The sequence below is a fragment of the Roseateles sp. PN1 genome, assembly GCF_038419725.1.
Classification (GTDB): Bacteria; Pseudomonadota; Gammaproteobacteria; order Burkholderiales; family Burkholderiaceae_C; genus Paucibacter_A.
Window position 1 is genome coordinate 47,105 of record NZ_JBCARA010000003.1, and the last position, 24,617, is coordinate 71,721.

At 62.3% G+C, this 24,617-nt stretch carries 26 protein-coding genes and 1 other RNA gene; 10 read left to right on the forward strand and 17 right to left on the reverse strand.

The window, feature by feature from the left end; genetic code table 11:
* Positions 1–6 precede the first annotated feature (6 nt).
* Both mog and yjgA read right to left on the reverse strand, forming a co-directional pair.
* Positions 7–621, reverse strand: coding sequence for a molybdopterin adenylyltransferase (gene mog / locus AABB87_RS05280; protein WP_341970312.1), 615 nt, complete (start codon positions 619–621; stop codon positions 7–9).
* On the reverse strand, positions 614–1,189 hold the full coding sequence (gene yjgA / locus AABB87_RS05285) for a ribosome biogenesis factor YjgA (RefSeq protein WP_341970313.1): 576 nt from the start codon (positions 1,187–1,189) through the stop codon (positions 614–616). Before yjgA ends, mog begins: the two co-directional genes overlap by 8 nt.
* 167 nt (positions 1,190–1,356) lie before the next feature.
* Here yjgA and pmbA point away from each other — a divergent pair, with 167 nt between their 5' ends.
* Positions 1,357–2,778, forward strand: a complete 1,422-nt coding sequence (pmbA, locus tag AABB87_RS05290) for a metalloprotease PmbA (RefSeq protein ID WP_341970314.1) — start codon at positions 1,357–1,359, stop codon at positions 2,776–2,778.
* Positions 2,779–2,885: 107 nt separating this feature from the next.
* Positions 2,886–3,968, forward strand: a complete 1,083-nt coding sequence (locus AABB87_RS05295) for a TRAP transporter substrate-binding protein (RefSeq protein ID WP_341970315.1) — start codon at positions 2,886–2,888, stop codon at positions 3,966–3,968.
* A gap of 73 nt (positions 3,969–4,041) precedes the next feature.
* Here AABB87_RS05295 and AABB87_RS05300 read toward each other — a convergent pair whose 3' ends face one another.
* The 6 genes from AABB87_RS05300 to AABB87_RS05325 form a co-directional block, all read right to left on the reverse strand.
* Positions 4,042–5,577: a TRAP transporter large permease gene (locus AABB87_RS05300; RefSeq protein ID WP_341970611.1), complete on the reverse strand. Its 1,536-nt coding sequence runs from the start codon at positions 5,575–5,577 to the stop codon at positions 4,042–4,044.
* A 2-nt stretch (positions 5,578–5,579) separates the two neighbouring features.
* Complete coding sequence (locus AABB87_RS05305; RefSeq protein ID WP_341970316.1) at positions 5,580–6,188, reverse strand: TRAP transporter small permease subunit; 609 nt, start codon at positions 6,186–6,188, stop codon at positions 5,580–5,582.
* Between the two features lie 134 nt (positions 6,189–6,322).
* Positions 6,323–6,664, reverse strand: a complete 342-nt coding sequence (locus tag AABB87_RS05310) for a TIGR01244 family sulfur transferase (protein ID WP_341970317.1) — start codon at positions 6,662–6,664, stop codon at positions 6,323–6,325.
* Positions 6,665–6,689: 25 nt separating this feature from the next.
* Entirely contained in the window at positions 6,690–7,136 is a 447-nt protein-coding gene (locus AABB87_RS05315; RefSeq protein ID WP_058719562.1) for a GatB/YqeY domain-containing protein, read from the reverse strand.
* A 147-nt stretch (positions 7,137–7,283) separates the two neighbouring features.
* Positions 7,284–7,496, reverse strand: a complete 213-nt coding sequence (rpsU, locus tag AABB87_RS05320) for a 30S ribosomal protein S21 (RefSeq protein ID WP_007833691.1) — start codon at positions 7,494–7,496, stop codon at positions 7,284–7,286.
* Between the two features lie 194 nt (positions 7,497–7,690).
* Complete coding sequence (locus tag AABB87_RS05325; RefSeq protein ID WP_341970318.1) at positions 7,691–8,902, reverse strand: NAD(P)/FAD-dependent oxidoreductase; 1,212 nt, start codon at positions 8,900–8,902, stop codon at positions 7,691–7,693.
* Between the two features lie 366 nt (positions 8,903–9,268).
* On the opposite strand from AABB87_RS05325, the gene AABB87_RS05330 reads away from it, so the two are divergent.
* A complete protein-coding gene (locus tag AABB87_RS05330; RefSeq protein ID WP_341970319.1) occupies positions 9,269–10,294 on the forward strand; it encodes a GGDEF domain-containing protein in 1,026 nt (341 codons plus the stop codon).
* A 7-nt stretch (positions 10,295–10,301) separates the two neighbouring features.
* On the opposite strand, the gene AABB87_RS05335 is transcribed toward AABB87_RS05330, so the two are convergent.
* The 6 genes from AABB87_RS05335 to nth form a co-directional block, all read right to left on the reverse strand.
* Positions 10,302–11,114 (reverse strand): sulfite exporter TauE/SafE family protein, encoded by an 813-nt coding sequence (locus AABB87_RS05335; RefSeq protein WP_341970320.1) that lies wholly within the window; start codon positions 11,112–11,114, stop codon positions 10,302–10,304.
* Entirely contained in the window at positions 11,111–11,566 is a 456-nt protein-coding gene (locus AABB87_RS05340; RefSeq protein WP_341970612.1) for an EVE domain-containing protein, read from the reverse strand. The genes AABB87_RS05335 and AABB87_RS05340 overlap by 4 nt, the downstream gene beginning before the upstream one ends.
* Positions 11,567–11,607: 41 nt before the next feature.
* A non-coding RNA gene (gene ssrS / locus AABB87_RS23040) (6S RNA) lies at positions 11,608–11,784 on the reverse strand.
* 40 nt (positions 11,785–11,824) lie between these two features.
* Positions 11,825–12,139, reverse strand: coding sequence for a cell division protein ZapA (locus tag AABB87_RS05345; RefSeq protein WP_341970321.1), 315 nt, complete (start codon positions 12,137–12,139; stop codon positions 11,825–11,827).
* A complete protein-coding gene (gene zapB, locus AABB87_RS05350; protein WP_058719566.1) occupies positions 12,136–12,354 on the reverse strand; it encodes a cell division protein ZapB in 219 nt (72 codons plus the stop codon). Before zapB ends, AABB87_RS05345 begins: the two co-directional genes overlap by 4 nt.
* Before the next feature lie 16 nt (positions 12,355–12,370).
* Complete coding sequence (gene nth / locus AABB87_RS05355; RefSeq protein ID WP_341970322.1) at positions 12,371–13,015, reverse strand: endonuclease III; 645 nt, start codon at positions 13,013–13,015, stop codon at positions 12,371–12,373.
* A gap of 96 nt (positions 13,016–13,111) precedes the next feature.
* Here nth and AABB87_RS05360 point away from each other — a divergent pair, with 96 nt between their 5' ends.
* The 4 genes from AABB87_RS05360 to AABB87_RS05375 are packed head-to-tail and all read left to right on the forward strand — an operon-like array spanning position 13,112 to position 16,774.
* Complete coding sequence (locus AABB87_RS05360) at positions 13,112–14,557, forward strand: ArnT family glycosyltransferase (protein ID WP_341970323.1); 1,446 nt, start codon at positions 13,112–13,114, stop codon at positions 14,555–14,557.
* Positions 14,557–15,591, forward strand: a complete 1,035-nt coding sequence (locus tag AABB87_RS05365) for a glycosyltransferase family 2 protein (RefSeq protein ID WP_341970324.1) — start codon at positions 14,557–14,559, stop codon at positions 15,589–15,591. Before AABB87_RS05360 ends, AABB87_RS05365 begins: the two co-directional genes overlap by 1 nt.
* Positions 15,588–15,971, forward strand: coding sequence for a GtrA family protein (locus AABB87_RS05370; protein ID WP_341970325.1), 384 nt, complete (start codon positions 15,588–15,590; stop codon positions 15,969–15,971). The genes AABB87_RS05365 and AABB87_RS05370 overlap by 4 nt, the downstream gene beginning before the upstream one ends.
* Positions 15,968–16,774: a ChbG/HpnK family deacetylase gene (locus AABB87_RS05375; protein WP_341970326.1), complete on the forward strand. Its 807-nt coding sequence runs from the start codon at positions 15,968–15,970 to the stop codon at positions 16,772–16,774. The genes AABB87_RS05370 and AABB87_RS05375 overlap by 4 nt, the downstream gene beginning before the upstream one ends.
* Before the next feature lie 30 nt (positions 16,775–16,804).
* On the opposite strand, the gene rsxB is transcribed toward AABB87_RS05375, so the two are convergent.
* The 3 genes from rsxB to AABB87_RS05390 form a co-directional block, all read right to left on the reverse strand.
* Complete coding sequence (gene rsxB, locus AABB87_RS05380) at positions 16,805–17,464, reverse strand: electron transport complex subunit RsxB (protein WP_341970613.1); 660 nt, start codon at positions 17,462–17,464, stop codon at positions 16,805–16,807.
* 59 nt (positions 17,465–17,523) lie between these two features.
* A complete protein-coding gene (locus AABB87_RS05385) occupies positions 17,524–18,837 on the reverse strand; it encodes a polyhydroxyalkanoate depolymerase (protein ID WP_341970327.1) in 1,314 nt (437 codons plus the stop codon).
* A 245-nt stretch (positions 18,838–19,082) separates the two neighbouring features.
* The gene (locus AABB87_RS05390; protein ID WP_341970328.1) at positions 19,083–20,285 is read right to left on the reverse strand and encodes an amino acid aminotransferase; all 1,203 of its coding nucleotides are present in this window, start codon (positions 20,283–20,285) and stop codon (positions 19,083–19,085) included.
* Positions 20,286–20,500: 215 nt separating this feature from the next.
* Between AABB87_RS05390 and uvrB the strand changes: the two genes are divergently transcribed.
* From uvrB to AABB87_RS05405, 3 genes are all read left to right on the forward strand, one after another.
* Positions 20,501–22,576: an excinuclease ABC subunit UvrB gene (gene uvrB / locus AABB87_RS05395; RefSeq protein WP_058719573.1), complete on the forward strand. Its 2,076-nt coding sequence runs from the start codon at positions 20,501–20,503 to the stop codon at positions 22,574–22,576.
* 233 nt (positions 22,577–22,809) lie between these two features.
* Positions 22,810–23,343: a Fe-S cluster assembly transcription factor gene (locus tag AABB87_RS05400; protein ID WP_058719574.1), complete on the forward strand. Its 534-nt coding sequence runs from the start codon at positions 22,810–22,812 to the stop codon at positions 23,341–23,343.
* Between the two features lie 29 nt (positions 23,344–23,372).
* Positions 23,373–24,587: an IscS subfamily cysteine desulfurase gene (locus AABB87_RS05405; protein ID WP_058719575.1), complete on the forward strand. Its 1,215-nt coding sequence runs from the start codon at positions 23,373–23,375 to the stop codon at positions 24,585–24,587.
* The last annotated feature ends 30 nt before the right edge of the window (positions 24,588–24,617 follow it).

The following is a 24,617-nucleotide window of genomic DNA, read 5'->3' on the forward strand; positions in this document are numbered from 1 at the left end:
CTGCACTCAGCCGGCTACTGGACGTTGCGCGGACTTCGGCCGAAATGCCTTGATCACTTCTTCGCGGCATTCCAGATAAGGGCCGCCGATCAGATCGATGCAATAAGGCACGGCCGCAAAAATACCGGCCACCAGGGTTTCGCCGTCTGAACTCTTGAGGCCTTCCAGCGTTTCGGCGATTGCCTTGGGCTGACCTGGCAGATTGATGATCAAGGCTTGGCCGCGAATCACCGCCACCTGCCGCGACAGAATGGCCGTAGGCACAAAGCGCAGCGAGATCTGCCGCATTTGCTCGCCGAAGCCGGGCATCTCTTTATCTGCCACATCCAGTGTGGCCTCGGGCGTCACATCGCGCAGCGCCGGGCCGGTGCCACCGGTGGTCAGCACCAGGTCGCACTTGGCCTCGTCCACCAGTTCGCGCAAGGTCTGGGCGATCAGCGCGCGCTCGTCGGGAATCAGGCGTGGCTCGAAGCTGACCGGGTTACGCAGTGCGCGGCTCAGCCAGTCTTGCAAGGCCGGGAGGCCTTTGTCTTCGTAGACGCCACTGCTGGCGCGGTCACTGATGGAGACGATGCCAATGCGCACCGGCTCCGAGCTCGGCACGGGCTTCGCCTCACTCATCGGCGGCTTCCTCATCCGGGTCGGAAGCTGCCTCCTTGGGGTTGACGCGCAATTGCTCGGTTTTGATGAACTGGAACAGATCGCGGTAGGCGCGGCCGCTGCGCTTTTCGGGCTCCAGCGCGGCGTCCTTACGAGCGGCGCGCACGAGGCTGCGCAGCTGCTGCACATCGATGCCTTCGTGCTCCTGGATGAAGCTCTGCAGGGCGGCGTCATCCTTCAGCAGCCGTTCGCGCCAAGCTTCGCTCTGGTGCAGGGCTAAGCTGTCCTTGGCATGGCCGAGCTTGAAGGCCGCGACGGCCTCGCGCAGTGGCTCGGGGTCGACACGGCGCATCAGCTTGCCGATGTATTGCATCTGGCGGCGGCGGCCTTCATGGGCGGTGATCTTCTTGGCCGCCTTGATGGCGTCGGCCAGAATTTCGGGCAGATTCAAGGGATCGATGCGGCTGGCCGGCAAGGTCAGCAGATCTTCGCCGAGATCTTGCAACTCAAGCATGTCGCGCTTGAGCTGGCTTTTACTGGGACGATCAAAGTCGTCGTCCTCTGAGGGGAATTCTTCTTGTGTTCTCATATTGCTGCGGTGCTGCTGGTTTTGGCGCGCTTTGAGTAAAGCGGCTGCGGATGCGCTGGCATGGCTCCGCGACCTTATGATTGTCCCCCAGTTCTGCGCTTTGCCGCCCAGCCGGGCCTTACGGCTTTGCTGATTTGTCGGCCGCTTCACTCCCAAAGCTCATATTCATGCCCAAGCTCGACCTGCCTTCCTCACCTATTTCCCCCACACAATCCGCCCAATCGTCCGCCGCGGGCAGCGGTTTTGCCTACCGGGTGGAGCAATTTCAGGAATTGATCGAGGATGTGTTGGCCGAGGCCAAGCGCATCGGTGCCAGTGACGCCGGGGCCGAGGTGTCGGAAGGCTGTGGCCTGTCGGTGTCCACCCGGATGGGTGAGCTGGAGAATGTGGAGCGCAATCGCGACAAGTCCCTGGGCATTTCGGTCTACGTGGGCCAGCGCCGCGGCAATGCCAGCACCTCTGATTTTTCGCCCAAGGCCCTGCGCGACACGGTGCGCGCTGCGTTCGACATCGCCCGCTTCACGGCCGAAGACCCTGTTGCCGGCCTGCCTGACCAGGAAGATTTGTCGCTGGACGCCAGCGCCCGGCCGGAGCTGGACTTGTTCCACCCCTGGGCCATTGACGCGCACGAGGCTGCGCAGCTCGCCCTGCGCTGCGAGGCCGCGACCTTTGCTACCGACAAGCGCATCAGCAATAGCGAAGGCGCTGCTGTCTCGGCCCAGACCTCGCATTTCTATTCGGGCAATAGCCGCGGCTTCCGTGGTGGCTATGCCAGCTCGCGCCATTCCATCTCGGTGGCGCCCATTGCCGGGCGCGGCGCCAATATGCAGCGCGACGCCTGGTACAGCTCCATGCGCGACGCCAATGATCTGGCTTCGCCCGAGGCTATCGGCCGCTATGCCGCCGAGCGCGCCTTGTCGCGCCTGAAATCGCGCCGTGTGGCCACGGCCGAGGTGCCGGTGCTGTTCGAGAACTCCGCTGCCGCCGGCATCTTGGGTGCTTTGGTGCAGGCTACCAGCGGCGGGGCGTTGTATCGCCGCGCCAGCTTTTTGCTCGACAGCCTGGGCAAGCCGGTGCTGGCCTCGCACATCGATATCGCTGAGGACCCGCATGAGCGCAAGGGCAAGGGCAGCTCGCCCTTTGACGACGAAGGCGTCACCACGCGTGCCCGCAAGGTGGTCGACGCCGGCGTTTTGCAAGGCTATTTCTTGTCCACATACACGGCCCGCAAGCTAGGCATGAAGACGACGGGCAATGCAGGTGGTTCGCACAATCTGCGCATGACCAGCCGCTTCACTGCGCCGGGCGACGACCTGCCCACCATGCTGCGCCGTCTGGGCACGGGCTTGTTTGTGACCGAGCTGATGGGCCAGGGCGTCAACTACGTTACCGGCGACTACTCGCGTGGTGCTAGCGGCTATTGGGTCGAGAACGGCGAAATCGCCTTCCCCGTGCATGAGGTGACGATTGCCGGCAGCCTGCCCGAGATGTTCCAAAACATCATCGGCATCGGCCGTGACACCTACACCATGGGTGGCAAGACGGTCGGCTCGCTGCTGATCAGCAAAATGAAGCTCGCCGGCAGCTGAAGCTGAAGGGCTGAGGGGGCAGGCCGGGTTTGCCCCTGCGGAAGGGTGGAGAGGCTTCCCTAGAATCGTTGTGATAGAAAAACTCACAACCGATCAGGAGACCTTTCATGCAACGTCGATCCTTCGTTAGCCACGCCGGCCTGGCGGGCGTTCTGGCCGCCGGCGCCGCACCCGCTGTGGTGCATGCGCAGACGGCCATCCGCTGGCGCCTGGCCTCGAGCTTCCCAAAGTCGCTGGACACGCTGTACGGCGCGGCCGAACTATTCGCCAAGAAGGTCGGCGAGATGAGTGGCGGCAAGTTCCAAATCTCCACCCATGCAGGCGGCGAGCTGATGCCGCCGGGCCAGGTGGTGGACGGCGTTCAAAGCGGCGCGGTCGAGATGGCGCATACGGCGCCCTATTATTTTTTCGGCAAGGACGAAACCTTCGCCCTGGGCTGCGCTATTCCCTTCGGGCTCAATAGCCGGCAAATGACGGCCTGGATGGTGGAGGGCAATGGCCTCAAGCTGATGCGCGAGTTCTACCGCGGCTACAACATCATCAATTTCCCCGGCGGCAATACCGGTGCGCAGATGGGCGGCTGGTTCCGCAAGGAAATCAAGTCGGTGGCGGATATGAAGGGCCTCAAATTCCGCGTCGGCGGTTTCGCCGGGCGCATTTTGGAGCGCATGGGCACGGTGCCGCTGAATCTGCCCGGTGGCGAAATCTACTCGGCCCTGGAAAAGGGCACGGTGGACGCGGCCGAATGGGTGGGCCCTTACGACGACCAGAAGCTGGGTTTCAACAAGGTGGCGCCTTTCTACGCCTACCCGGCCTGGTGGGAAGGGGGCCCGCAGGTGGACTTCTTCATCAACACCAAGTCCTTTGACAGCTTGCCCGCCGAGTACAAGGCCATCGTGGAGTGCGCCTCCGCCATGGTCCATGTGGATATGCAGGCCAAGTACGACGCCCGAAATCCTCAGGCGCTCAAGCAATTGGTGGGCTCGGGCACCAAGCTCTTCCCCTTCCCCAAGGACGTGATGGACATCGCGTTCAAGGAGTCGCAGGCGATCTACGCCGAGCTATCGGCCAAGAACCCGCGCTGGAAGAAAGTCTACGAAGACTTCGCCACCTTCCGCCGCGACCAGAACATCTGGTTCCGCTTCACCGAGTCGAAGTTCGACGACTTCATGCAGTCGCAAAAGCTCTAAGCAAGAATGACCCAGGGCAGGCCGCGACCACGCTAGCGTGGCTCGGCCTGATGGGTGAGTTGTTTCCTCCGCCTTACTTCTTGGCGGCATCCTGCTCCATGGCACGACGCACGGCCGCCATGGGGTCTTCTTCAGCCCCGTCTGCCGGGGCGCTGGAGCCTGAAGCCGGCTCCAGTGCTGGCGCGGCCTTGCCCATGTTCTGCAGCAACTCGGTCGCCTGATTCATGTCCACGGCTTTTTCCTTGTCCAGGAAGAAGGTCACCGACTGCGGCACAAAAATCACCACCGCCACCAGGATCAGTTGCATCAGCACCCAAGGAATGGCACCCATATAAATGTCGGCCGATTCGACCTTGCGCGGGATAGCGCCGCTTTTGAACAAGGTGTCGGAAATGCCGCGCAGATAGAACAGCGCAAAGCCAAAGGGCGGGTGCATGAAGCTGGTTTGCATATTCACGCACAGCATCACGCCGAACCAGACCAGGTCGATGCCCATCTTGTCGGCCACCGGCCCCAGCAGGGGCAGGATGATGAAGGCGATCTCGAAGAAGTCGAGGAAGAAGGCCAGGAAGAAGATGAAGATGTTTACGGCGATCAAAAAGCCGATCTGCCCCCCCGGCAATTGGCTCAGCAATTCTTCGATCCAGATGCCGCCCTCGACACCCTGAAACACCAGCGAAAACGTGCGCGAGCCGATCAGGATGAACACCACCATCGCGGTGATGCGCATGGTGCCCGCCATGGCTCCTTGCACCAAGGGCCAATTCAGACGGCCATGCAGGGCTGCCAGAATAAAGGCGCCGACCGCGCCCATGGCGCCTGCCTCGGTGGGAGTGCAGATGGCGGTGTTGATGCCAGGCAAGCCGCCCATGCTGCCCAGCACGGCGAAGATCAGGATGGCCGAGGGGATGATGCCGCGCAGGCATTTCTTCCACAGCGCCCAGCCCTGCAGGGTGCGGGCCGACTTCGGCACGCCCGGCAAATAGTCCGGTTTGATGCGGCTCAGTGCAAAGGTGTAGATCGCAAAGATCAGCACTTGCAGAATCGAGGGGCCCCAGGCGGCCTTGTACATATCGCCCACCGAGCGGCCCAGCTGATCGGCCAGTACCACCAGCACCAGCGAGGGCGGCACCAACTGCGTGATGGTGCCCGAGGCCGCCAGCACGCCGGTGGCATAGCGCATGTTGTAGCCGTAACGCATCATCACCGGCAGCGAAATCATCGCCATCGCAATCACCTGGCCAGCCACCGTGCCGGTGATGGCGCCGAGAATGAAGCCCACGATGATGACCGAATAGCCGAGGCCACCGCGCACCGGGCCGAAGAGCTGGCCCATGGAGTCGAGCATGTCCTCGGCGAGGCCGCAGCGCTCTAGCAGGGCGCCCATCAAGGTGAAAAAGGGGATGGCCAGCAGCAAGTCGTTGGACAAGATGCCAAAGACGTTCTGCGGCAGATTGCTCATGAACTCGGCCGGGAACCAGCCTTGCGAGACCGCAAAAAAACCACAAGCCAGGCCCAGGGCCGCCAGCGAGAAGGCGACTGGGAAGCCAATCAGCAGAACGGCGATCAGGCCCGCAAACATCAGCGGCGGGAAGCTCTCCATCGCCATCATCATTGCAGCGGCCTTTCGTAGTGAATGTCCATCTCCAGGCGATGGTTCAGCCAGGCCGCGCGCTTGATCAACTCGGCCAGGCCTTGCAGGCAAACGAGGCCAAAGCCCAGGGGCAGCAGCAGCGCGGCCGGCCAGCGGATCAGTCCGCCGGCATTGGCTGACACTTCGCCGCTGCTGAGTAGCTTCCACAGATAGGGGCCAAGTCCTAAGCTGGCTACGCTATCGCCCGGCTGCATGCCGGTGCTGAGCTTGAGCCAGAACATATCGGCAGACAGCCAGGCCAGATAGGCCATCACGGGCAGCAGGAAGAACACAAGGCCCAGGAGATCCAGCCAGACCTTGCCGCGCCCGGAGAGGCGGCTGTAGAGCAGGTCCACCCGCACATGCTCATTGAGCTTGAGTACCTCGGCCGCGCCCAGCATCACGCAGGCGGCAAAGAGGTACCACTGGATTTCGGTGAAGGCGTTGGCGCTGTAGTCAAAGCCATAGCGCACCAGCGCATTGGCGGCGCTGATCAGGCAAGACAGCAGCACCGCCCAGCTGGCCAGTCGGCCAAAGCGGGCGCTGAGTCGATCGATCGCCCGGGCGAGGGCAAGAAGGGCATTCATGACACATCCTCTGCTGGCGGCTTGGCGCAAACCAACAAAAAGTGAAGGGCGCAAAGCGCCCGATGTGTCACTGTAGCGAGGCACGTTGCCCTTGCCGGGCAAAACGCCGCTGATCCAGGGAAACTACCGAGGAATCAGAGTGCCGAAGCTGCGGCAAACAGGCGCGACGAGCGCGCACCAGAGCGGCAGAAGGCCAGAATCGGCTTGGGCAGGCTGTCCAGCAGCGCGCGGAAGGCTTCAATTTCTTCCGGCGACTGGTAGCCGCCCTGCACGGGCAGATGCTGGTAGACCAAGCCAGCCGCTGCTGCGGCTTGGGCCATGTCTGCGCTGGTGGGCTGATCGGGGCCGCCTTCGAAATCGGGGCGGTTGTTGATCACGCTCTTGAAGCCGGCGTCTGCGGCTTCCTGCATCGCTTGCGGCGCCAATTGCGGGGCCACGCACAGCTCAGGCGTCAGGGCTTGGATAGGTAGGCTCATGATGCTGACCTCGCTTAGGCAGAACTCAGTTGCTGAGAGCTTGCTTGACGGCGCCCGACACCAGGCCCATATCGGCCTTGCCTGCCAACTGCGCCTTGACGGCGGCCATCACGCGACCCATATCGGCGGCGCCCTTGGCCCCCAGCTCGCTCACGATGGCGCCCACGGCAGCCGTGATTTCTTCGGCCGACATGCGCTGCGGCAGATAGGCTTCGAGGATGCTCAGCTCGGCGGCTTCCTTGTCGGCCAGATCCTGGCGACCGCCGGCGATGAATTGGGTGATGGAGTCTTTGCGCTGCTTGACCAGCTTGTCGACGATGGCGATCAAAGCCACATCGTCCACCACCACGCGCTCATCCACTTCCTTTTGCTTCACGGCTGCCAGCAGGCCACGGATGGTGGTCAGCTTGTCGGCTTCCTTGGCGCGCATGGCGTTCTTCATGTCGTCGGTGATGCGGTCTTTCAAGCTCATGGCTAGTCCTTGGCAGAGAGGGAAGGTAATTCGTGGAAATGGTGGGGTAGTAAAAGAAAAAGCCCGCGACAGCGTCCTGTGCGGGCTCTTTCTAGCAGATCTCTGAACTTCGCAAGACGCCGGGGCGACTTGCGAGTATCGAAGGGATCAGTACAGCTTCTTGGGCAGCTGCATGCTGCGCACGCGCTTGTAGTGACGCTTGACGGCAGCAGCCTTCTTGCGCTTACGCTCAGCCGTGGGCTTCTCGTAAAACTCGCGGGCGCGCAGATCGGTCAGCAAGCCCAGTTTTTCGATAGTGCGCTTGAAGCGGCGCAGGGCCACATCAAATGGCTCGTTCTCTTTGACGCGAATAGTGGTCATGAAAAGGTAATTCCTTCAAGTAGCGCTCGGTGTTCGCCAGTCACTTTTTAGAACATTGAACTACGTTCTGAAAAGCGTCTGAAACGGCTTATCCGGAAATCCGCCTCAGCACCAAACCAGTTTTTATATTGGATCAGTGGCGAATCGACGCGCATGGTTTGCCAGCAAAGACGAAGATTGTAGCCTGAAATTTATCAATTTGACAAATTTGAGTCCAGGGAACGTGCACAAGCTGCTGCACTGGCCCAAGCCCATTGAAAGTTATAGCCGCCCAGCCAGCCAGTGACATCCATGACCTCGCCAATGAAGTAAAGGCCAGGCACCCGTTTGCTCTCCATATTTTGCGAATTCAGCTCGCGGGTGTCGACGCCGCCGCGCATCACTTCGGCCTTGCGCCAGCCCTCGCTGCCATTGGGCGTGAGCTGCCAGGCTTGCAGCTGGGTGGCCAGGGTTTGCAGGTCTTTGTCCTTGCATTCGGGCATGGGTCGCTGGCTCTGCAGCCCTAAGCGTTCCAGCCAGGCCTGCGCCAGGCGCTGCGGGAACAGGCTGGCCAGCACATTGCCGAGCTGTCGTTTGGAATCGCTTTTTGCAGCCTGTAGCTGCTCGCCCAAATCCGTTTCTGGCGCCAGATCAATCTGCAGGGCCTGGCCTTCTTGCCAGAAGCTGGAGATTTGCAAAATGGCCGGGCCGCTCAAACCGCGGTGAGTGAACAGCAAATCTTCTAGAAAACGCCCCTGGGTTTTGCCCTTGCCGGTGCTGACCGCGACCGGCAGCGACAAGCCCGACAAGCTGGCGAAGGGCGCCCAGGCCTCGGCATCAAAAGTCAGCGGCACCAGGGCCGGGCGGGGCTCGACAATCTTGTGGCCGAAGCGTTGCGCCAAGCGCATGCCCCAGTCGCTGGCGCCGATCTTTGGCACCGGCAGGCCGCCCGTGGCAACTACCAGGCGCGGTGCCTGCACCGGGCCGCGCGAAGTCTCCAGTTCGAAGCCGCGCTCAGCACTGTGCTGGACGCTGGCCACGGTGCAGGGCTGCCAGCGCTGCACACCGCCCAACTCGCATTCGCGCAGCAGCATGGCGATGATTTGCTCGGCCGAGTCGTCGCAAAAGAGCTGGCCCTTGTGCTTTTCGTGAAAAGCGATGCCGTACTTTTGCACCAGGCTGATGAAGTCTTGTGAGCTGTAGCGAGCCAGAGCCGAGCGGCAGAAATTCGGGTTGTCGGACAGAAAGTTGGCTGGGGCGACATCGCGGTTGGTGAAGTTGCAGCGCCCGCCGCCGGAGATGCGGATCTTCTCGGCCACCTTTTCGGCGTGGTCGATCAGCAAAACGCGCTGGCCACGTTGCCCCGCCATGCCGGCGCAAAACAAGCCAGCTGCGCCAGCACCCACCACGATCAAGTCAAATTGCATGTTCAAAATTTTTCCGGCAGTTCGCGCAAACCCGTGTTGCGCGGCTCGCTATTGTCCCGCCGAAAGGCAAAACGGCAGTTGGTGCCGGCCGGCCTTGGCCAAGAATGCGCGAATACCCCTTGATTGAGTGGCGGCAAGCCAATCAAACGCGCAAAAAGCTATGCTTTTCGGCCTGCTAACGCCGCATGTTGTGGGTACCATCGACCGCACTGCCAACCTAGGGGGAAAGTGTGCGCTACAGCGCCCTGACTCTTGCTCAGGCAAGTAGAGCGCGTCTACATTCGCTCTGTTGTGATCTGCGATGGCTGCTGATGTGTAGTGCTGCCGCAGGGCTACTTGTTTGTCATGGCTAATTTTCGAGGATTCATGGACATTTCAGCCCTTTCGCGCGATGACACTTCGCCCCCGCCGGGCAGCTTGCAGCAATGGCTTGGCGCGCATGCCGAGCTGGCTCAAGGCGTCGCCGCCGCTTGGGTTGGCTTGATCGAGCCCCTGAATAACTTTGCGGCTGTCAAGTCACTGGTATCCGGGCGTTATGTTTTTGCAAGTGCTGGCCTGGCGCAACTGTTTGCACAGGCCACCTTGGTGGGCAGCAATGACAGCGAGCTGATGCGCGCCGAAGAGGCGGTCAGCATCCGCCGGGTCGAACAGGCGGTGATGGCGCAGCAGTCGGTGGTGGTCAGCGAGCACCGGCTGGAGCTGGGTGGCCGCCGGCGTGAGTTCACCGTCACGCGCATCGCTCTGAACAAAGACTTTTTGTTGGCGGTGTGGCATGAGCGCACCGAAGAGCGCCACCGCGAGTCCCATTTGCAGCGCGCTTTGCTGCAGATCGAGCAGCAGCAAAAAAGTCTCGAACAGGTGCGGCGCGAGCTGCAGCAGGGCAGTGGCCGCGACGATTTGTCGGGCCTCTATTTGCGCGCGCAGTTTGATGACCAGCTGCTGCGTGAAATTGATTTATCCACCCGCGAGCACCGGGAGTTCGCCCTGGTCATCATTGCGCTGGATCCCTTGCCGGCCAATGTGGAGCAAATCGGCGCTGAGGCCAATGAGCGCCTGCTCGAAGGCATGGGTCGCATGCTGCGAGCCAACACCCGTGCCATGGACGCGGCTTGCCGCATCGGTGAGACGCACTTTGCCGTCTTGCTATCTGGCGTGGGCTTGGCCACTGCGCATGCGCGCATGGAGCAGCTGCGGCGCCAATGCGCCACCCAGATCATCGTGACAAACGGGCTCGATATGGGCTTGTCGCTGTCCATGGGGGTGTCCAGCTTCCCGCATACCGCGTCCAAGAAGGACGAATTGCAGGCGGCCAGCGAGGCCGCCGTGGCCGAGGCCCAGCAGCGGCGCGGCGGCAATCAAGTGGTCTTGGCCTCGATTTCCTTCGAGGCTTGAGCACTTTTTAGGCCTGCAGGCCTTTGTAAAGCATATAGCTCGCCAGCAGGATGAGCAGGCCGGCAAAAGCGCGTTTGAGTTGCTGCACATTCATGGCGTGGGCAGCGCGTGCACCCAGAGGCGCCATGCTGACGCTGGCCGAGGCGATTACCAGCAAGGCCGGCAGGTAAAGGTAGCCAAAGGCGCCGGGCAGGGCGCTTGGCAGGCGCCAGCCGCTCACCACATAGCCCACCGTATTGGCCAGTGCGATCGGAAAACCGAGGGCTGCGCTGGTGGCAACGGCTTGATGCATGGCGACATTGCACCAAGTCATGAAGGGCACCGATACAAAGCCGCCGCCCGCACCCACCAGCCCAGACAAAGTGCCTATGCCGGTGCCGACGCCGATTTGAGCCAAGGTGCCCGGCATCTCACGACTGGGCTTTGGCTTCTTGTTGCGCAGCATCTGGAAGGCCGAAAAGCCAACGAAGGCAGCAAATACCAGGGCCAGCGAGCGGCCTTTGAGCAGCGCGAAAATGCCAGCCCCGCCGATCAAGCCGCCCAGCAAGATGCCGGGGGCCAGGCCGCGCACCAAGTCCCAGCGCACGGCGCCGCGCTTGTGGTGCGCACGCACACTCGACAGCGAGGTGAACATGATGGTGGCCATGGAGGTGGCGATGGCCATCTTCACAGCCATGCCGGCGTCCACGCCGCGCTGCGACAAAATCCAAGTCAGCCAGGGCACCATCAGCATGCCGCCGCCTATGCCCAGCAAGCCGGCCAGAAAACCCGCGACCAGGCCCAGGGCCAAAAGCTCGACCAGCAGCAGGGGATCGATCATGCGGGGCAGTCTTTCAACAGGGTTTGCAGCAGGGCCCAGTCTTGGGGCTCAACTGGCGTGATGGACAGGCGACTACCCGGCTGCAGGATGCGCAGGCCTTGCAGGCGTGGCTCGGCGCGCAAATCGGCTAGGCTCAGTAACTGGGTCTTGTGCACATAACGCACATCCACATGCAGCCAGCGCGGCGCGTCAGGGGAGGACTTGGGGTCGAAGTAGGGGCTGTCGGGCTCGAACTGCGTGGCGTCAACATAGGCCGCGGAGGCCACTTCCGCGAGGCCGGCTATGCCGGGCTTTGGGCACGACGAGTGGTAGAACAGCACGCCATTACCGACGCGCATAGCGTCGCGCATGAAGTTGCGGGCTTGGTAGTTGCGCACGCCCACCCAGGGCAGCGTCTGTGCCGGCGCTCGTGCCAGATCGTCAATCGAGCACTCGGCGGGCTCGGACTTCATCAACCAGTAGTTCAAGGCCCGGGCTTTGAGAGTTCAGATAGGTGTCCACCGCGAGCCGTGAGCCGCATTCCTGAACCGGAGGTTCAGGTGGGCGAGGTCAGCCAAGCTTCGGGTTCATCTGACGCGAGATGATCACACCTGCAGAGGATATGTTCCAAGCCCGGGCGCAATGCGCATTGGTTCAAGGAAATATAGGACTCACGCAAACGCAGTGGACGGAAGTGATTCTAAGGCCTGCCGGTGAGGCGGCCGCTGCACTCAGATCAAATGCCCGTCATGCCCAAGGGCTTCATCCAGGCGACGCATCAAGCCGGCCAGATCGGGCAAGTTGTTGTCGATGGGGTTCGTGCTGACGGGCTTGGTCGCCGTGTTGCCGCCTTCGGCCAATTGGTAAGCCAGGTTCAATGCGGCCAGCACGGCAATGCGCTCGCGCGCCTTGACGCGGCCGGAGTCGCGGATGGCGCACATCTCTTTGTCCACCTGGCTAACGGCTTGTCCCAGCGCAGCCTCGCCGCCCTCGGGGCAGCCGAGCAAATAGCTTTGTCCCATGATGGTGACTTCCATCTGCTTCATGGTGCAGGGTTCTTTCCGGAATCGTTGTCGACGGGCAGGCGCTCAAGCAGCGCATCGATGCGGGCGCGTGCCGCGTTTAAGCGCGAGCGCAGGCTGTCGCGCTCCTGGCTCAATTGCTGCACTTGCTCTTGCAGCAAGGCATTGGTGCGTTTCAGTTCATCGTGTCGCAGCAGCAAACGCTCAACGCGTTCCAGCAGGTCGGTCAGGCTTGGCATGGCTTCCCGTGGCTATCTAATCAATTGTTGATTGTAGGCGGCGGCCATGGTCGCACTGGGCAGCGACAGCACAGGCAGCGCACAAAGGCTGCCTGGCCTTGCAGACATAGCGCCCATGCAGGATCAGCCAATGATGGGCGTCGACCATGAATTCCGCCGGAATGCGCTTGAGCAGGCCAAGCTCCACCGCCAAGGGCGTCTTGCCGGGCGCCAGGCCGGTGCGATTGCTGACGCGGAATAAATGGGTGTCTACGGCCATGGTGGGCTCGCCGAAGGCGACGTTCAGCACCACATTGGCGGTTTTGCGGCCCACGCCCGGCAGGCTTTCCAGGGCTTCGCGGGTGCGCGGCACCTGGCCGCCATACTGCTCCAGCAGAATTTGGCAGGTGGCAAACAGGTGCTTGGCCTTGCTGCGGTAGAGGCCGATGGTGCGGATGTAGTCGCTCAAGGCCTCTAGGCCTAAGTCGACAATCTTCTGCGGCGTGTTGGCCACCGGGAACAAGCGCCGCGTTGCCTTGTTGACCCCGACATCGGTGGCCTGGGCGGATAGCAGCACCGCCGCGAGCAACTCAAACACGCTGGCATATTCGAGCTCGGTCTGCGGCGACGGGTTGGCGGCGCGCAGGGTGTGGAAGAAGGTTTGGATTTGCGCGCTGTTCATGGGGCGGCATTGTCCACTGCCCATCGCTGCCAAAGCTCAGGCATGATGGCGCCCGTTGTCTTGTTGCCTCATCACCGCCCGCATTTTTTGCCTCCCATGAACCTGCCTTCCGAGAAACGCTCCGCCGCACGCCCCTGGATTATTTTGTTGGGGCTGTTGCTGCTGCTGCGCTTGTTCAGCCTGGCCACCATGCCGCTGACCGATCACACCGAAGCGCGCTATGCGGAGATTGCCCGCCTGATGGTCAGCCTGGGCGACTGGATCAGCCCGCACATCACGCCCAGCGAGGTGTTCTGGGCCAAGCCGCCGCTGTCCACCTGGGGCCAGGCCTTGTCGATTGAGGTGTTTGGCGTCAGCGAATGGGCGGCGCGCCTGCCGGCCGTGGGCTGGAGCGTGCTGAGCCTGGCGGCACTGGCGTGGATGCTGAGTGCTAGTCTGAGCCGGGTGCAGGTTTGGGCTAGTTTGGCAATTTTGAGCTTGAGCCCCTTGTTTTTCATCAGCGCCGGCGCGGTGATGACGGACGCGACCTTGGGCGCCTGCGTGATGTTGGTCCAGGCCGCTTGGTGGCGGGTCTTGCAAAGTGAGGGTCAGGCGCGGCTGCAGGCCGCCCGCATATTGGGATTTGGCATGGCGCTGGCCTTGCTGACCAAGGGCCCGGCGGCTGCCGTGTTGGCCTTGCTGCCCATCTTGATGCACGCGGGCTGGCGCGGCCATTGGGCGCTGGTGTGGACGGTCTTGCGCATGCCCTCGGTGTGGCTGATCTGCTTGGGGCTCTCGCTGCCCTGGTACATCGTGGCGGAGCTCAAGACGCCCGGCTTTTTGCAGTATTTCGTGCTCGGCGAGCATGTGATGCGCTTCTTGCAGCCCGGCTGGAAGGGTGACCGTTACGGCTTCGCCCACGCGCAGCCCCTGGGCATCATCTGGGCCTTCACGGCAGTGGCTGCATTGCCGGCCGTGCTATTGCTGTTGACGCGTCTGCCGTTGCTGCGCTTGCGCCAAGGCAAGGGCGCGGTGTTGGCGCAGTTGCGTAGCTCGGGCGGCGTGGAGCTGGCCTGCTATGCCTTGTGTATCGCCCTGGCGCCGCTGCTTTTGTTCAGCATGGCACGCAATCTGATCTTCACTTATGCGATGACGGCCTTGCCGGGCCTGGCCATTTTGGCCGTGATGGTTCTGCCGGCGAAGTCGTGGGCGCGCGCCCCGGCCTGGGGCTTGGCCGGGGTTTTGGGCTTGGTCTACACCTGGGCCTTCTTCATCAAGTTGCCCGAAGTGGGTCGCCAACACTCGGATTTGCCCTTGATTCAGGCTTACCAAGCGGCTTGCCCTGCCCAGGATTGCCGCCTGACCTATCAGGCCAAACCGCCGTACTCTGCCTTTTTCTATACTGCCGGCCGGCTCTATGAAGGCATGCCTGGCCAGCCCGGCGCGGCGGCCTATCTCGTCGTGCAGGTGCCGAAAAAATCTTCCCGCCCCAGTGCAGCATTGGCCTGCAACAAGGAACAATGCTTGCTGCGCGACGACGGCGTCGCAGGATCCACACGCTGATGCAACAGACCTACCTTTCGACCTCCAACTTGAACACTTCACTTGCCATGTCACAGGGTGTGGCGGCGCCGGAGCGCGCCCAGCCGGGTCTGCTGTCCGTTGTCTTGCCGGCCTTCAACGAGGCCGCCAATCTGGCCTGGTTTTTGCCTGAGTTGACGTCCAAATTGGCTGGTGAGGCGCGGCGGCTGGAATTGTTGGTGGTGGATGACGGCAGCAAGGACGACACCGCGCTGGTGGTGCACAGCTTGATACAGCAAGGCTTACCGGTGCGGCTGCTGCGCCTGTCGCGCAATTTCGGCAAGGAGGCCGCACTGTCGGCTGGCCTGGATGCGGCAGAAGGTGATGTGGTGCTGAGCATGGATGCAGACGGTCAGCATCCGATTGCTACCGTCTTGGCCATGCTGCCGCTGTGGCGCTCTGGTTACGACGTGGTTTACGGCGTGCAGACCGGCCGGCGTGAGTCGCAGTCGGTGGCGCGGCGCAGCTACACCAAATTCTTCTACTGGTTGATGCAGCGCGATTCGCGTTTTGAGCTGCCCTCAGATGCCGGCGACTTCCGCCTGCTGGACCGCAGGGTGGTGCTGGCCTTGCGCAGCTTGCCCGAGCGGGCCCGCTATATGAAGGGCCTGTTCGCCTGGGTGGGCTTCAAGTCCAAGGCGATTGAGTTCGTGCCGGATGCGCGTGCGCATGGAGAGACCAGCTTCAACTTCATGCGCTTGTTGTCGCTGGCGGTGGTGGGCCTGACTGCCTTCAGCAAAGTGCCGCTGCGCATGGTGTCGCTGCTGGGCATGGTGGTTTCGGTGTTCTCGGTCTTCTTTGCCTTCTGGATCATTCTGGAGAAGGTGTTTCTGGGCAATCCGGTCTCGGGCTTTGCCACATTGGCGGCGTCGATCACCTTTCTGGCCGGCGTGCAGCTGATTTGCTTGGGCATCATTGCGGAATACCTCGGCCGCGTGTTCGACGAGGTCAAACAGCGCCCGCTCTACCTGGTGCAGGAGCTGACGCCGCCCTTGAGCGGGCCGGAGGAGTTGTGAATTCACTGCTCTGGTTCGGCCTGGTCGGGGCCAGCGCCGCGGCGGTGCATTTCTCGGTCGTCTGGCTTCTGGTCTCGCAATGGCAAGTGCCGGCCCTGGCGGCCAATGTGGCTGGTTTCCTGATCGCGTTTGGCGTCAGCTTCCTGGGCCATCACCGGCTCAGCTTTGCGGCGCAGCAGGCCACGGTGAAATCTGCCTTGCCGCGCTTTGCCCTGGTGGCCGTGCTGGGTTTTGTCTGCAATGAGCTGCTTTACGCGGTGTTGCTGGGCATGGGCCTGGAGTACCGCCTGGCGCTGCTGATCGTCTTGGTGGCGGTGGCCGTGATGACCTGGGTCTTGAGCCGTTTCTGGGCCTTTCGCAACAAGCTGGCGGCAGGATGAGCGCCAAGCGAATCCAGATCTGCGCAGATGACTTTGGCTTTGATGATGCCGTCAGCCAAGGCATTTTGGAATGCATAGACGCCGGCCGGCTGAGCGCCACCAGTTGCATGGTCTTGTCGTCCGCCTGGCCGACCTGGGCCGGTGCGCTGCGTGAGCGCCAAGGCGCCGCCGACTACGGCCTGCATCTCGATGTGAACGAGTTTGCACCCTATGCCCCGGGTCGTGGCTTGTCGGATTGGATCCGACTGAGCTATTTGCGCCAGTTGCCGCGAGGGGCGGTGCGGGGTTGGATTGGCAGCCAACTTGATGCCTTTGAGGCGCAGATGAAACAGGCGCCGAGCTATGTGGACGGGCACCAGCATGTGCACCAATTGCCGGTGATTCGCGAGGAACTGCTGTCAGCCTTGACGGCGCGTTATGGCCAGGCTTGCGCTCTGCGCTCGACCCGCAACCAGACTTGGCGCGGGACTAAGGCCGCCGTGATTGCCGGCCTGGGCGCCGCAGCGCTGCGGCGCGGGGCGCGTCGGGCAGGGCTGCGCTGCAATGCCGACTTCGCGGGCGTTTACGGCTTTGACGAAAAGATCAGCTTCGCCGAGTTGGTGGCGGGCTGGCTGGCTTCACTGCCTGATGGGGGTTTGATGATGACGCACCCCGGACGCGCTGGCGGCACCCAAACCCGGCCCGACCCGATCCGCGCCGCGCGGATGCGCGAGCGCCAGTTCTGGCTCAGCAGCGAGGCCGGCGAATTGCTGGCCAGCCTGGGCGTGCAACTGGGCATGAGCGAGGATTGGCCGCAAGCCTGATTGCGCCCGCCTTGCCGCGCTGAATTGCCGTCAGCCGCCCTGGCGCAGTGCCCTGGCCCGGGCCAATGCAGCTTCGATGACGGCGCGCTTGCGCTCCAGATCGCTGGGTGCGGTGAGTTTGGAGGCGGCGGCCAGATCGGCCAGCTTGGCCTCGGCCTTGGCTTGCAGGCGCAGGCTGTTCTCAACTGGCTCGCGGGCCATGCGCTTGAGGTGAAAGTCGTGACGTTGCCGTGCTTGCTCGGCCTGAGGCGCACTCCAGGCGTTCCAGGCGGTTTGCTCGCCGCTGACATTGACCATGCTGATGCAGTCCACCGGGCATGCCGGAATGCAAAGCTCGCAGCCCGTGCACTGGGCATCGACGACCAGATGCATGGCCTTGGGCGCGCCGACGATGCAGTCCACCGGGCAGGCCTTGATGCACAAGGTGCAGCCAATGCACCAAGCCTCGTCAATGACGGCCAGCAGGCGTGGGCCTTCGCTGCCAAAGTCCGGGTTGAGGGGCAGGGTAGGGCGACCGGTCAGCGCGGCCAGGCGCGCCACACCTTCGGCGCCGCCCGGCGGGCATTGGTTGATCTCGGCGCTGCCCGCGGCCACGGCCTGGGCATAGCTGCGGCAGTCGGGGTAGCCGCAGCGGGTGCACTGGGTCTGCGGCAGGGCCGCGTCAATACGTTCCGTCAGCGTGAGGGTGATGCTGTGGGTAGCGCCTTCTGGCTTGACGGAACGGCTGGGGCTGGTGGAGCTGGGAGGGGTCAAGCGCTCTTCTTGCTGCGGCTGTTGCGGGGGGCGGGGGTGCTGGAGCTGCTGCTCTGGCTCAGTGCATCCGGCCGGTCGTATTTCAGGATGAAGCTCTTCACTTCGGGGTATACATTGTCGCGCCAGCGGCGGCCCGCAAAGATGCCGTAGTGGCCGGCACCAATGGCGTCGTAGTGGAACTGATGTTCCGCTGCGATGCCCGAGCACAAGCCGTGGGCGGCGCGTGTCTGGCCGGCGCCGGAGATGTCGTCCAGTTCGCCTTCAATGGTCAGCAAGGCGGTGCCGGTGATGTCTTGCGGGCGCACGCGCTGGCCGTTCACATCCCAGGTGCCGTTGACCAGCGAGAAGTCTTGGAAGACGACGCGGATGGTGTCGAGGTAGTACTCGGCCGGCATGTCCAGCACGGCGTTGTACTCGTCGTAGAACTGGCGGTGCGAGTCGGCGCTGTCATCGTCGCCGCGCATCAGGTCGAGGAAGTAGTCGTAATGCGAGGTCAGGTGGCGGTCCGGGTTCATGGCCACGAAACCGGTGTGCTGCAAGAAGCCGGGGTAGACCGCACGGCCAGCCGCCGGGAAGTTCGTCGGCACACGGTAAATCACGTTGTTTTCGAACCAGCTGTAGCTGCGGTTCATTGCCAAGTTGTTGACGGCGGTCGGGCTCTTGCGGGCGTCGATGGGGCCGCCCATCATGGTCATGCTGCGCGGGGTTTGTTCGCCTGCGGAGGCCATTAGCGAGATGGCGGCCAGCACCGGCACGGTGGGCTGGCAGACGGAGATCACATGGCAGTCCGGGCCGACGTGGCGGATGAAGTCCTGCACATAGCTAATGTAGTCATCCAGATGGAAGGCGCCCACTTCGAGCGGCACCATGCGGGCATCGGTCCAGTCGGTGATGAAGACCTTGTGGTCCTTCAGCAATTGGCGCACGGTGTCGCGCAGCAAGGTGCTGTGGTGGCCGGACAGGGGCGCAACCACCAACACGGTGGGCTGGTCCTTCATCTTCAGCAGCACTGCCGGGTCATCGGTGTAACGCTTAAAGCGCAACAGGCGGCAGAAAGGCTTCGTGATGGGGATCAGCTCCTGCACCGCCACTTCAACGCCGTCCACTTCAACGCCGCGAATGCCGAATTCGGGCTTTTCATAGTCCTTGGCCAGGCGGTGCATCAAATCCAAACCAGCCGAAACGCGCTGCGACATCGGTGAATGCGCAAAGGGCGACAGTGGGTGGCTGTAGAGCTTGGCCGAAGCACTGGCGAACTCCGAGAAGGGGCTCATCAGGGCGCGCTGGGTTTCAAAAAGTTGATACAGCATGGGATTGACTCGCGTTTTCGGATGGGGGAAGTGGGGCCATCATGCCAGAAATTGTGCAGTGCAGCAATTTTGACAATGGGCCAAACACCGCCTGTCTTTGACTTGAAGCGGAGGGCGGATCACTTGACGTAAGCCTAAGGCTAACCGGCAAATCTGATCCCGTCACTCCGCAAAAACCGCAACGGAATCAAATCTGCCGATTTCTTACGCCAAACTTGCGGGTTTGGCGAGCGCTGCTTTGACAATCAGCCTTGCATCACCGCGGCCATGGCCTTAGCGACGGCGGGCAGGTTCTGCTCATTCAAGGCGGCCACGCAGATGCGGCCCGAGTCCACGCCGTAGATGCCGAACTCGGCGCGCAAGCGCTGCATTTGCGCAGCGTTCAGGCCGGAGTAGCTGAACATGCCTTTCTGGCGCGTCACAAAGCTCAGGTCTTGGGTCACGCCAGCGGCTTGCAAGGCGGCCACCAGGGCCGTGCGCATGGCGCGGATGCGCAGGCGCATGCCGGCTAGCTCTTCTTCCCACAGTGCGCGCAGGCTGGGGTTGCTCAGCACATTGGCCACCACTTGAGCGCCATGGGTTGGTGGGTTGGAGTAGTTGGTGCGGATGACGATCTTGAGCTGGCTCAGCACGCGGCTGCATTCCTCGGCCGAGGCGCAAACCACGCTCAGCGCGCCAACGCGCTCGCCGTAGAGCGAGAAGCTCTTGGAGAAGCTGGTGGACACGAAGAAGTCCAGGCCAGCGGCCAGGAATTGCTGAATCACCGCGCCGTCTTCGGCAATGCCTTCACCAAAGCCTTGGTAGGCCATGTCCAGGAAGGGCACCAGGCCGCGCGCCTTGACGGTGGCGACCACTTGGTCCCACTGGGCGGGGCTGAGGTCGTAACCGGTCGGGTTGTGGCAGCAAGCGTGCAGCACGACCACGGTGCCGGCAGCGGCGGCGTTCAGGCCGGCCAGCATGGCATCGAAGTTGATGCCCAGCTTGTCGGCGTCGTAATAGGGGTAGGTGCCAACGGTGAAGCCGGCATTGGTGAACAGCGCGCGGTGGTTCTCCCAGCTTGGGTCAGAGATCAAAACGGTGGCCGATGGGCTCAGGCGCTTGATGAAATCCGCGCCGATCTTCAGGCCGCCGGTGCCGCCAATGGCTTGCACGGTGGCCACGCGCTTGGCTTGCACCACGGCGCTGTCGGCGCCAAACACCAGGCCTTGCACGGCCTTGTCGTAGGCGGCGATGCCGTCGATCGGTAGGTAGCCGCGGGCCTTGGGGTCGGCTTGCATGGCGGCTTCCGCCTCGGCCACGCAGCGCAGCAAGGGCAGCTTGCCATTGGCGTCGAAATACACGCCCACGCCCAGATTGACCTTGGCGGGGTTGGTGTCGGCATTGAACTGCTCGTTGAGACCCAAGATGGGGTCGCGGGGGGCCATTTCGACGGCGGCAAACAAAGACATGGAAGTTCCTGACGGGACGTTGGCGTGAACGGAAGGAGGGGTAGCAGATCTTGGGGCTGGACGACTCGCTCAAGCGGGCCGGGCCAGTCTGCGCTAATCTGTCGGGTTGCGCAGCGCCACGATTTTACGGGCTGCGGCGACGCCAGCCCGGTCACTTGCCGGACTGGCCGTGATTCCCGGGACCCAGCATGCAAGATTCCTCATCCGTCAAGCTCATGGACGAAGCCAATGAATTGGCCGAACGTCCCAAGGGCGAATTTGTGTCCTTCGAGGGTTCGCCCTTTCAGCTTTTTCAGCCTTTTCCGCCCGCCGGCGATCAACCCACGGCGATTGCGCAACTGTGCGAGGGCATCAACGACGGCCTGAGTTTTCAAACCCTGCTCGGCGTGACGGGTTCGGGCAAGACTTTCACCATGGCCAATGTGATCGCGCGTCTGGGGCGCCCGGCCATCATCTTTGCGCCCAACAAGACTTTGGCGGCCCAGCTCTACAGCGAGTTCCGGGATTTCTTTCCGAACAATGCGGTGGAGTATTTCGTTAGCTACTACGACTACTACCAGCCCGAGGCCTATGTGCCGCAGCGCGATCTCTTCATTGAGAAAGATAGCGCCATCAACGAGCACATTGAGCAGCTGCGCCTCTCCGCCACCAAGAGTTTGATGGAACGGCGCGATGTGGTGATCGTGGCCTCCGTCTCGGCCATCTACGGTATCGGCAATCCGGCTGACTATCACCAGATGGTGATGACCTTGCGCCATGGCGACAAGATGGGCCAGCGCGATGTGATCGCGCAGCTGATTCGCATGCAGTACACCCGCAACGAGGTCGAGTTCAGCCGCGGCGCCTTCCGTGTGCGCGGGGACACGATCGATGTCTTCCCGGCCGAGCATTCGGAATTGGCGCTGCGCATCGAGTTGTTCGATGACGAAGTCGAGAGCCTGCAGCTCTTCGACCCGCTGACCGGCAAGATCCGCCAGAAGATCCCGCGCTTCACCGTCTACCCCAGCAGCCATTACGTCACCCCGCGTGAGCGGGTGCTGGCGGCGATGGATGGCATCAAGGAAGAACTGCGCACGCGGCTGGGTGAGTTTGTGCGCGATGGCAAGCTGGTGGAGGCCCAGCGCATTGAGCAGCGCACCCGCTTTGACCTTGAGATGTTGCAAGAAGTTGGCCACTGCAAGGGCATTGAGAACTACACCCGTCACCTCAGCGGTGCCCAGCCGGGCGAAGCGCCGCCCACGCTGATCGACTACTTGCCCGCCGATGCGCTAATGTTCCTGGATGAAAGCCATGTGCTCATCGGCCAATTCGGCGGCATGTACAACGGCGACCGGGCGCGCAAATCCACGCTGGTGGAATACGGCTTCCGGCTGCCCTCGGCCCTGGATAACCGGCCGCTCAAGTTCGCTGAGTTCGAGCGCAAGATGCGCCAGGCCGTGTTCGTGACGGCCACGCCGGCAGCCTACGAGCAAGAGAACTCGGGTCAGGTGGTAGAGCAGGTGGTGCGGCCCACCGGCTTGGTGGACCCCATTGTTGAAGTGCGCCCCGCGACCCATCAGGTCGACGATGTGCTGCAAGAAATCCGCGAGCGCGTCGAGCTCAACGAGCGCGTGCTGATCACCACGCTGACCAAGCGCATGGCCGAGCAGCTCACCGACTACCTCAGCGACAACGGCGTCAAGGTGCGCTATTTGCACTCGGACGTGGACACGGTTGAGCGGGTGGAAATCTTGCGCGACCTGCGCCTGGGTGCCTTCGATGTGTTGGTCGGCATCAACTTGCTGCGCGAGGGCTTGGATATCCCGGAGGTGTCATTGGTGGCGATTCTGGACGCCGATAAGGAGGGCTTCTTGCGCAGCGAGCGCAGCCTGATCCAAACCATCGGCCGCTCGGCCCGAAATCTGCGCGGCAAGGCGATTTTGTATGCCGACCGCATCACCGAGTCCATGCGCAAGGCCATGGGCGAGACCGAACGTCGGCGCGCCAAACAGCTGGCCTTCAATGAGGCCAATGGCATCACGCCGCGCTCCATCGTCAAGCGCATCAAGGACATGATCGACGGCGTCTACTCCGAGAAGTCGGGGCGCGATGACCAAAAGCTGCTGCAAGTGGCGGCGGTGGAGGAGATGTCGGAGAAAGACCTCAGCAAACGCATGGCCTTGCTGGAAAAGCAGATGCTCGAACATGCGCGCAATCTGGAATTTGAGAAGGCAGCGCGCGTGCGTGACCAATTGGCGCAGCTGCGCGAGCAGGCCTTTGGCGCCGTGGTGCATGACCATATTCAAAGCTGAACGACCCCGGGTGTCTTGAGCTAGAACTCTGTTTTACGGGCGTGCATCGCTGCGGGCGAAAAGCCCTAGTTCCGGTGCGGTGGAATCGGGGTGGCAGCAAGCGCAGCAGTAATTGAGTAAAATAGTCGGAAATAACCCAGGGTTAACGCGCGACTATCGTGCCGCGAGTGACTCCCAAGGCGCGCCGTACCTAAATCCTCGCGCCCGGGTTTTGTTGAGCGAAGGAGAGTTCGATGCGCCTTACCACCAAAGGTCGTTTTGCCGTCACCGCGATGATTGATTTGGCCCTGCGTGAAAACGGCGGCCCGGTTGCCCTGGCGGCCATCAGTCAACGTCAGCAGATCTCTTTGTCTTACCTCGAGCAATTGTTCGGCAAGCTGCGTCGTCACGAACTGGTGGAAAGCACGCGTGGCCCGGGCGGCGGTTATTCGCTGGGCCGCAAATCCAGCGAGATCACGGTGGCCGACATCATCGTCGCTGTCGATGAGCCGCTGGACGCCACAGGCTGTGGCGGCCACGAGAACTGCATGGGCGAGAACACAGGCAAGTGCATCACGCATGAGCTTTGGACCAGCCTGAACGCAAAAATGATTGAGTACCTCGACTCTGTGTCCCTGCGCAAGCTGGTTGAAGACCAGTTGGCCAAGGGCGTGACCATCGAGGAGGCGTCGATCAAGCGCGCCATCTCCTCGCAGCCGGTGCTCAAACCCATCCGCATCACGGCGCCGAATTCGGTCTTCGCCTTGGGCAATGCTTTCACCAAATAAAATCTGACCCCCTTTTCTGGCATAAAAAGATGACACCGCATTTCCCCATCTATATGGACTACGGCGCAACGACGCCGGTTGACCCGCGCGTTGTGAGCGCCATGGTGCCTTGGTTGAGCGAGCATTTCGGTAACCCCGCGTCGCGCAGCCATGCCTGGGGCTGGGAAGCCGAGGCGATTGTTGAGAAGTCACGCGAGCAAGTCGCTGCCCTGATCGGCGCTGACCCGCGTGAGATCGTCTGGACATCCGGCGCCACCGAGTCCATCAATCTCGCCATCAAGGGTGCTGCGCATTTCTACAAGACCCGCGGCAAGCACATCATCACCTTGCGCACCGAGCACAAGGCGGTGCTGGACACCTGCCGTGAGCTGGAGCGCCAGGGCTTTGAGGTGACTTATCTCGACGTCGAAGAAAACGGTCTGCTGGATCTGGAGAAGTTCAAGGCCGCGATCCGCCCAGACACCATCTTGGTCTCGGTGCTTTTCGTTAACAACGAAATCGGCGTCATTCAAGACGTGGTGAGCATCGGCAATCTGTGCCGTGAGCGCGGCATCATCTTCCACGTCGATGCGGCCCAAGCCACCGGCAAGATCGAGATCGATGTGGCCCAGCTACCCATCGACTTGATGAGCCTGGCTTCGCACAAGACCTATGGCCCAAAAGGCATCGGCGCGCTGTTCGTGCGCCGCAAGCCGCGCATCCGTCTGGAAGCGCAGATGCACGGTGGCGGCCATGAGCGCGGCATGCGTTCGGGCACCCTGGCCACGCACCAAATCGTCGGCATGGGCGAGGCTTTCCGCATCGCCAAGGAAGATATGGCGGTGGACAACGCCCGTATCCTGGCCCTGCACAAGCGCCTGCTGAGCGGCTTGCAAGACATCGAGCAGGTTTTCGTCAACGGTGACCTTGAGCGCCGCGTGCCGCACAACCTGAATATCTCCTTCAACTATGTGGAAGGCGAGTCGCTGATCATGGGCGTGAAGGGATTGGCCGTGTCTTCCGGCTCGGCCTGCACCTCGGCGAGCCTGGAGCCCAGCTATGTCTTGCGCGCACTGGGTCGCAGCGATGAGTTGGCGCACAGCAGCCTGCGCATGACGATTGGCCGCTTCACCACCGAAGAAGAAATCGATTACGCCATTGCCACGCTTAAGGATCGTGTGGCCAAGCTGCGTGAACTGTCGCCCCTGTGGGATATGTACAAGGACGGCATCGATATCAGCACCATCCAGTGGGCTGCCCACTGATCGACAAGATTCCACGGTGGGCTGTTGTCC

Bases quoted from the DNA above. Each gene is read 5' to 3' on its own strand.
- zapB (WP_058719566.1), bottom strand. From the start codon at position 12,354: ATGCCAAGCCTGACCGACCTGCTGGAACGCGTTGAGCGTTTGCTGCTG.
- AABB87_RS05300 (WP_341970611.1), bottom strand. From the start codon at position 5,577: ATGGCGATGGAGAGCTTCCCGCCGCTGATGTTTGCGGGCCTGATCGCC.
- AABB87_RS05405 (WP_058719575.1), top strand. From the start codon at position 23,373: ATGACACCGCATTTCCCCATCTATATGGACTACGGCGCAACGACGCCG.
- AABB87_RS05305 (WP_341970316.1), bottom strand. From the start codon at position 6,188: ATGAATGCCCTTCTTGCCCTCGCCCGGGCGATCGATCGACTCAGCGCC.
- AABB87_RS05295 (WP_341970315.1), top strand. From the start codon at position 2,886: ATGCAACGTCGATCCTTCGTTAGCCACGCCGGCCTGGCGGGCGTTCTG.
- AABB87_RS05310 (WP_341970317.1), bottom strand. From the start codon at position 6,664: ATGAGCCTACCTATCCAAGCCCTGACGCCTGAGCTGTGCGTGGCCCCG.
- nth (WP_341970322.1), bottom strand. From the start codon at position 13,015: ATGAACAGCGCGCAAATCCAAACCTTCTTCCACACCCTGCGCGCCGCC.
- AABB87_RS05375 (WP_341970326.1), top strand. From the start codon at position 15,968: ATGAGCGCCAAGCGAATCCAGATCTGCGCAGATGACTTTGGCTTTGAT.
- AABB87_RS05330 (WP_341970319.1), top strand. From the start codon at position 9,269: ATGGACATTTCAGCCCTTTCGCGCGATGACACTTCGCCCCCGCCGGGC.
- rpsU (WP_007833691.1), bottom strand. From the start codon at position 7,496: ATGACCACTATTCGCGTCAAAGAGAACGAGCCATTTGATGTGGCCCTG.
- AABB87_RS05390 (WP_341970328.1), bottom strand. From the start codon at position 20,285: ATGTCTTTGTTTGCCGCCGTCGAAATGGCCCCCCGCGACCCCATCTTG.
- AABB87_RS05400 (WP_058719574.1), top strand. From the start codon at position 22,810: ATGCGCCTTACCACCAAAGGTCGTTTTGCCGTCACCGCGATGATTGAT.
- AABB87_RS05360 (WP_341970323.1), top strand. From the start codon at position 13,112: ATGAACCTGCCTTCCGAGAAACGCTCCGCCGCACGCCCCTGGATTATT.
- AABB87_RS05335 (WP_341970320.1), bottom strand. From the start codon at position 11,114: ATGATCGATCCCCTGCTGCTGGTCGAGCTTTTGGCCCTGGGCCTGGTC.
- AABB87_RS05365 (WP_341970324.1), top strand. From the start codon at position 14,557: ATGCAACAGACCTACCTTTCGACCTCCAACTTGAACACTTCACTTGCC.
- AABB87_RS05345 (WP_341970321.1), bottom strand. From the start codon at position 12,139: ATGAAGCAGATGGAAGTCACCATCATGGGACAAAGCTATTTGCTCGGC.
- AABB87_RS05385 (WP_341970327.1), bottom strand. From the start codon at position 18,837: ATGCTGTATCAACTTTTTGAAACCCAGCGCGCCCTGATGAGCCCCTTC.
- uvrB (WP_058719573.1), top strand. From the start codon at position 20,501: ATGGACGAAGCCAATGAATTGGCCGAACGTCCCAAGGGCGAATTTGTG.
- pmbA (WP_341970314.1), top strand. From the start codon at position 1,357: ATGCCCAAGCTCGACCTGCCTTCCTCACCTATTTCCCCCACACAATCC.
- AABB87_RS05340 (WP_341970612.1), bottom strand. From the start codon at position 11,566: ATGAAGTCCGAGCCCGCCGAGTGCTCGATTGACGATCTGGCACGAGCG.
- AABB87_RS05325 (WP_341970318.1), bottom strand. From the start codon at position 8,902: ATGCAATTTGACTTGATCGTGGTGGGTGCTGGCGCAGCTGGCTTGTTT.
- mog (WP_341970312.1), bottom strand. From the start codon at position 621: ATGAGTGAGGCGAAGCCCGTGCCGAGCTCGGAGCCGGTGCGCATTGGC.
- AABB87_RS05315 (WP_058719562.1), bottom strand. From the start codon at position 7,136: ATGAGCTTGAAAGACCGCATCACCGACGACATGAAGAACGCCATGCGC.
- yjgA (WP_341970313.1), bottom strand. From the start codon at position 1,189: ATGAGAACACAAGAAGAATTCCCCTCAGAGGACGACGACTTTGATCGT.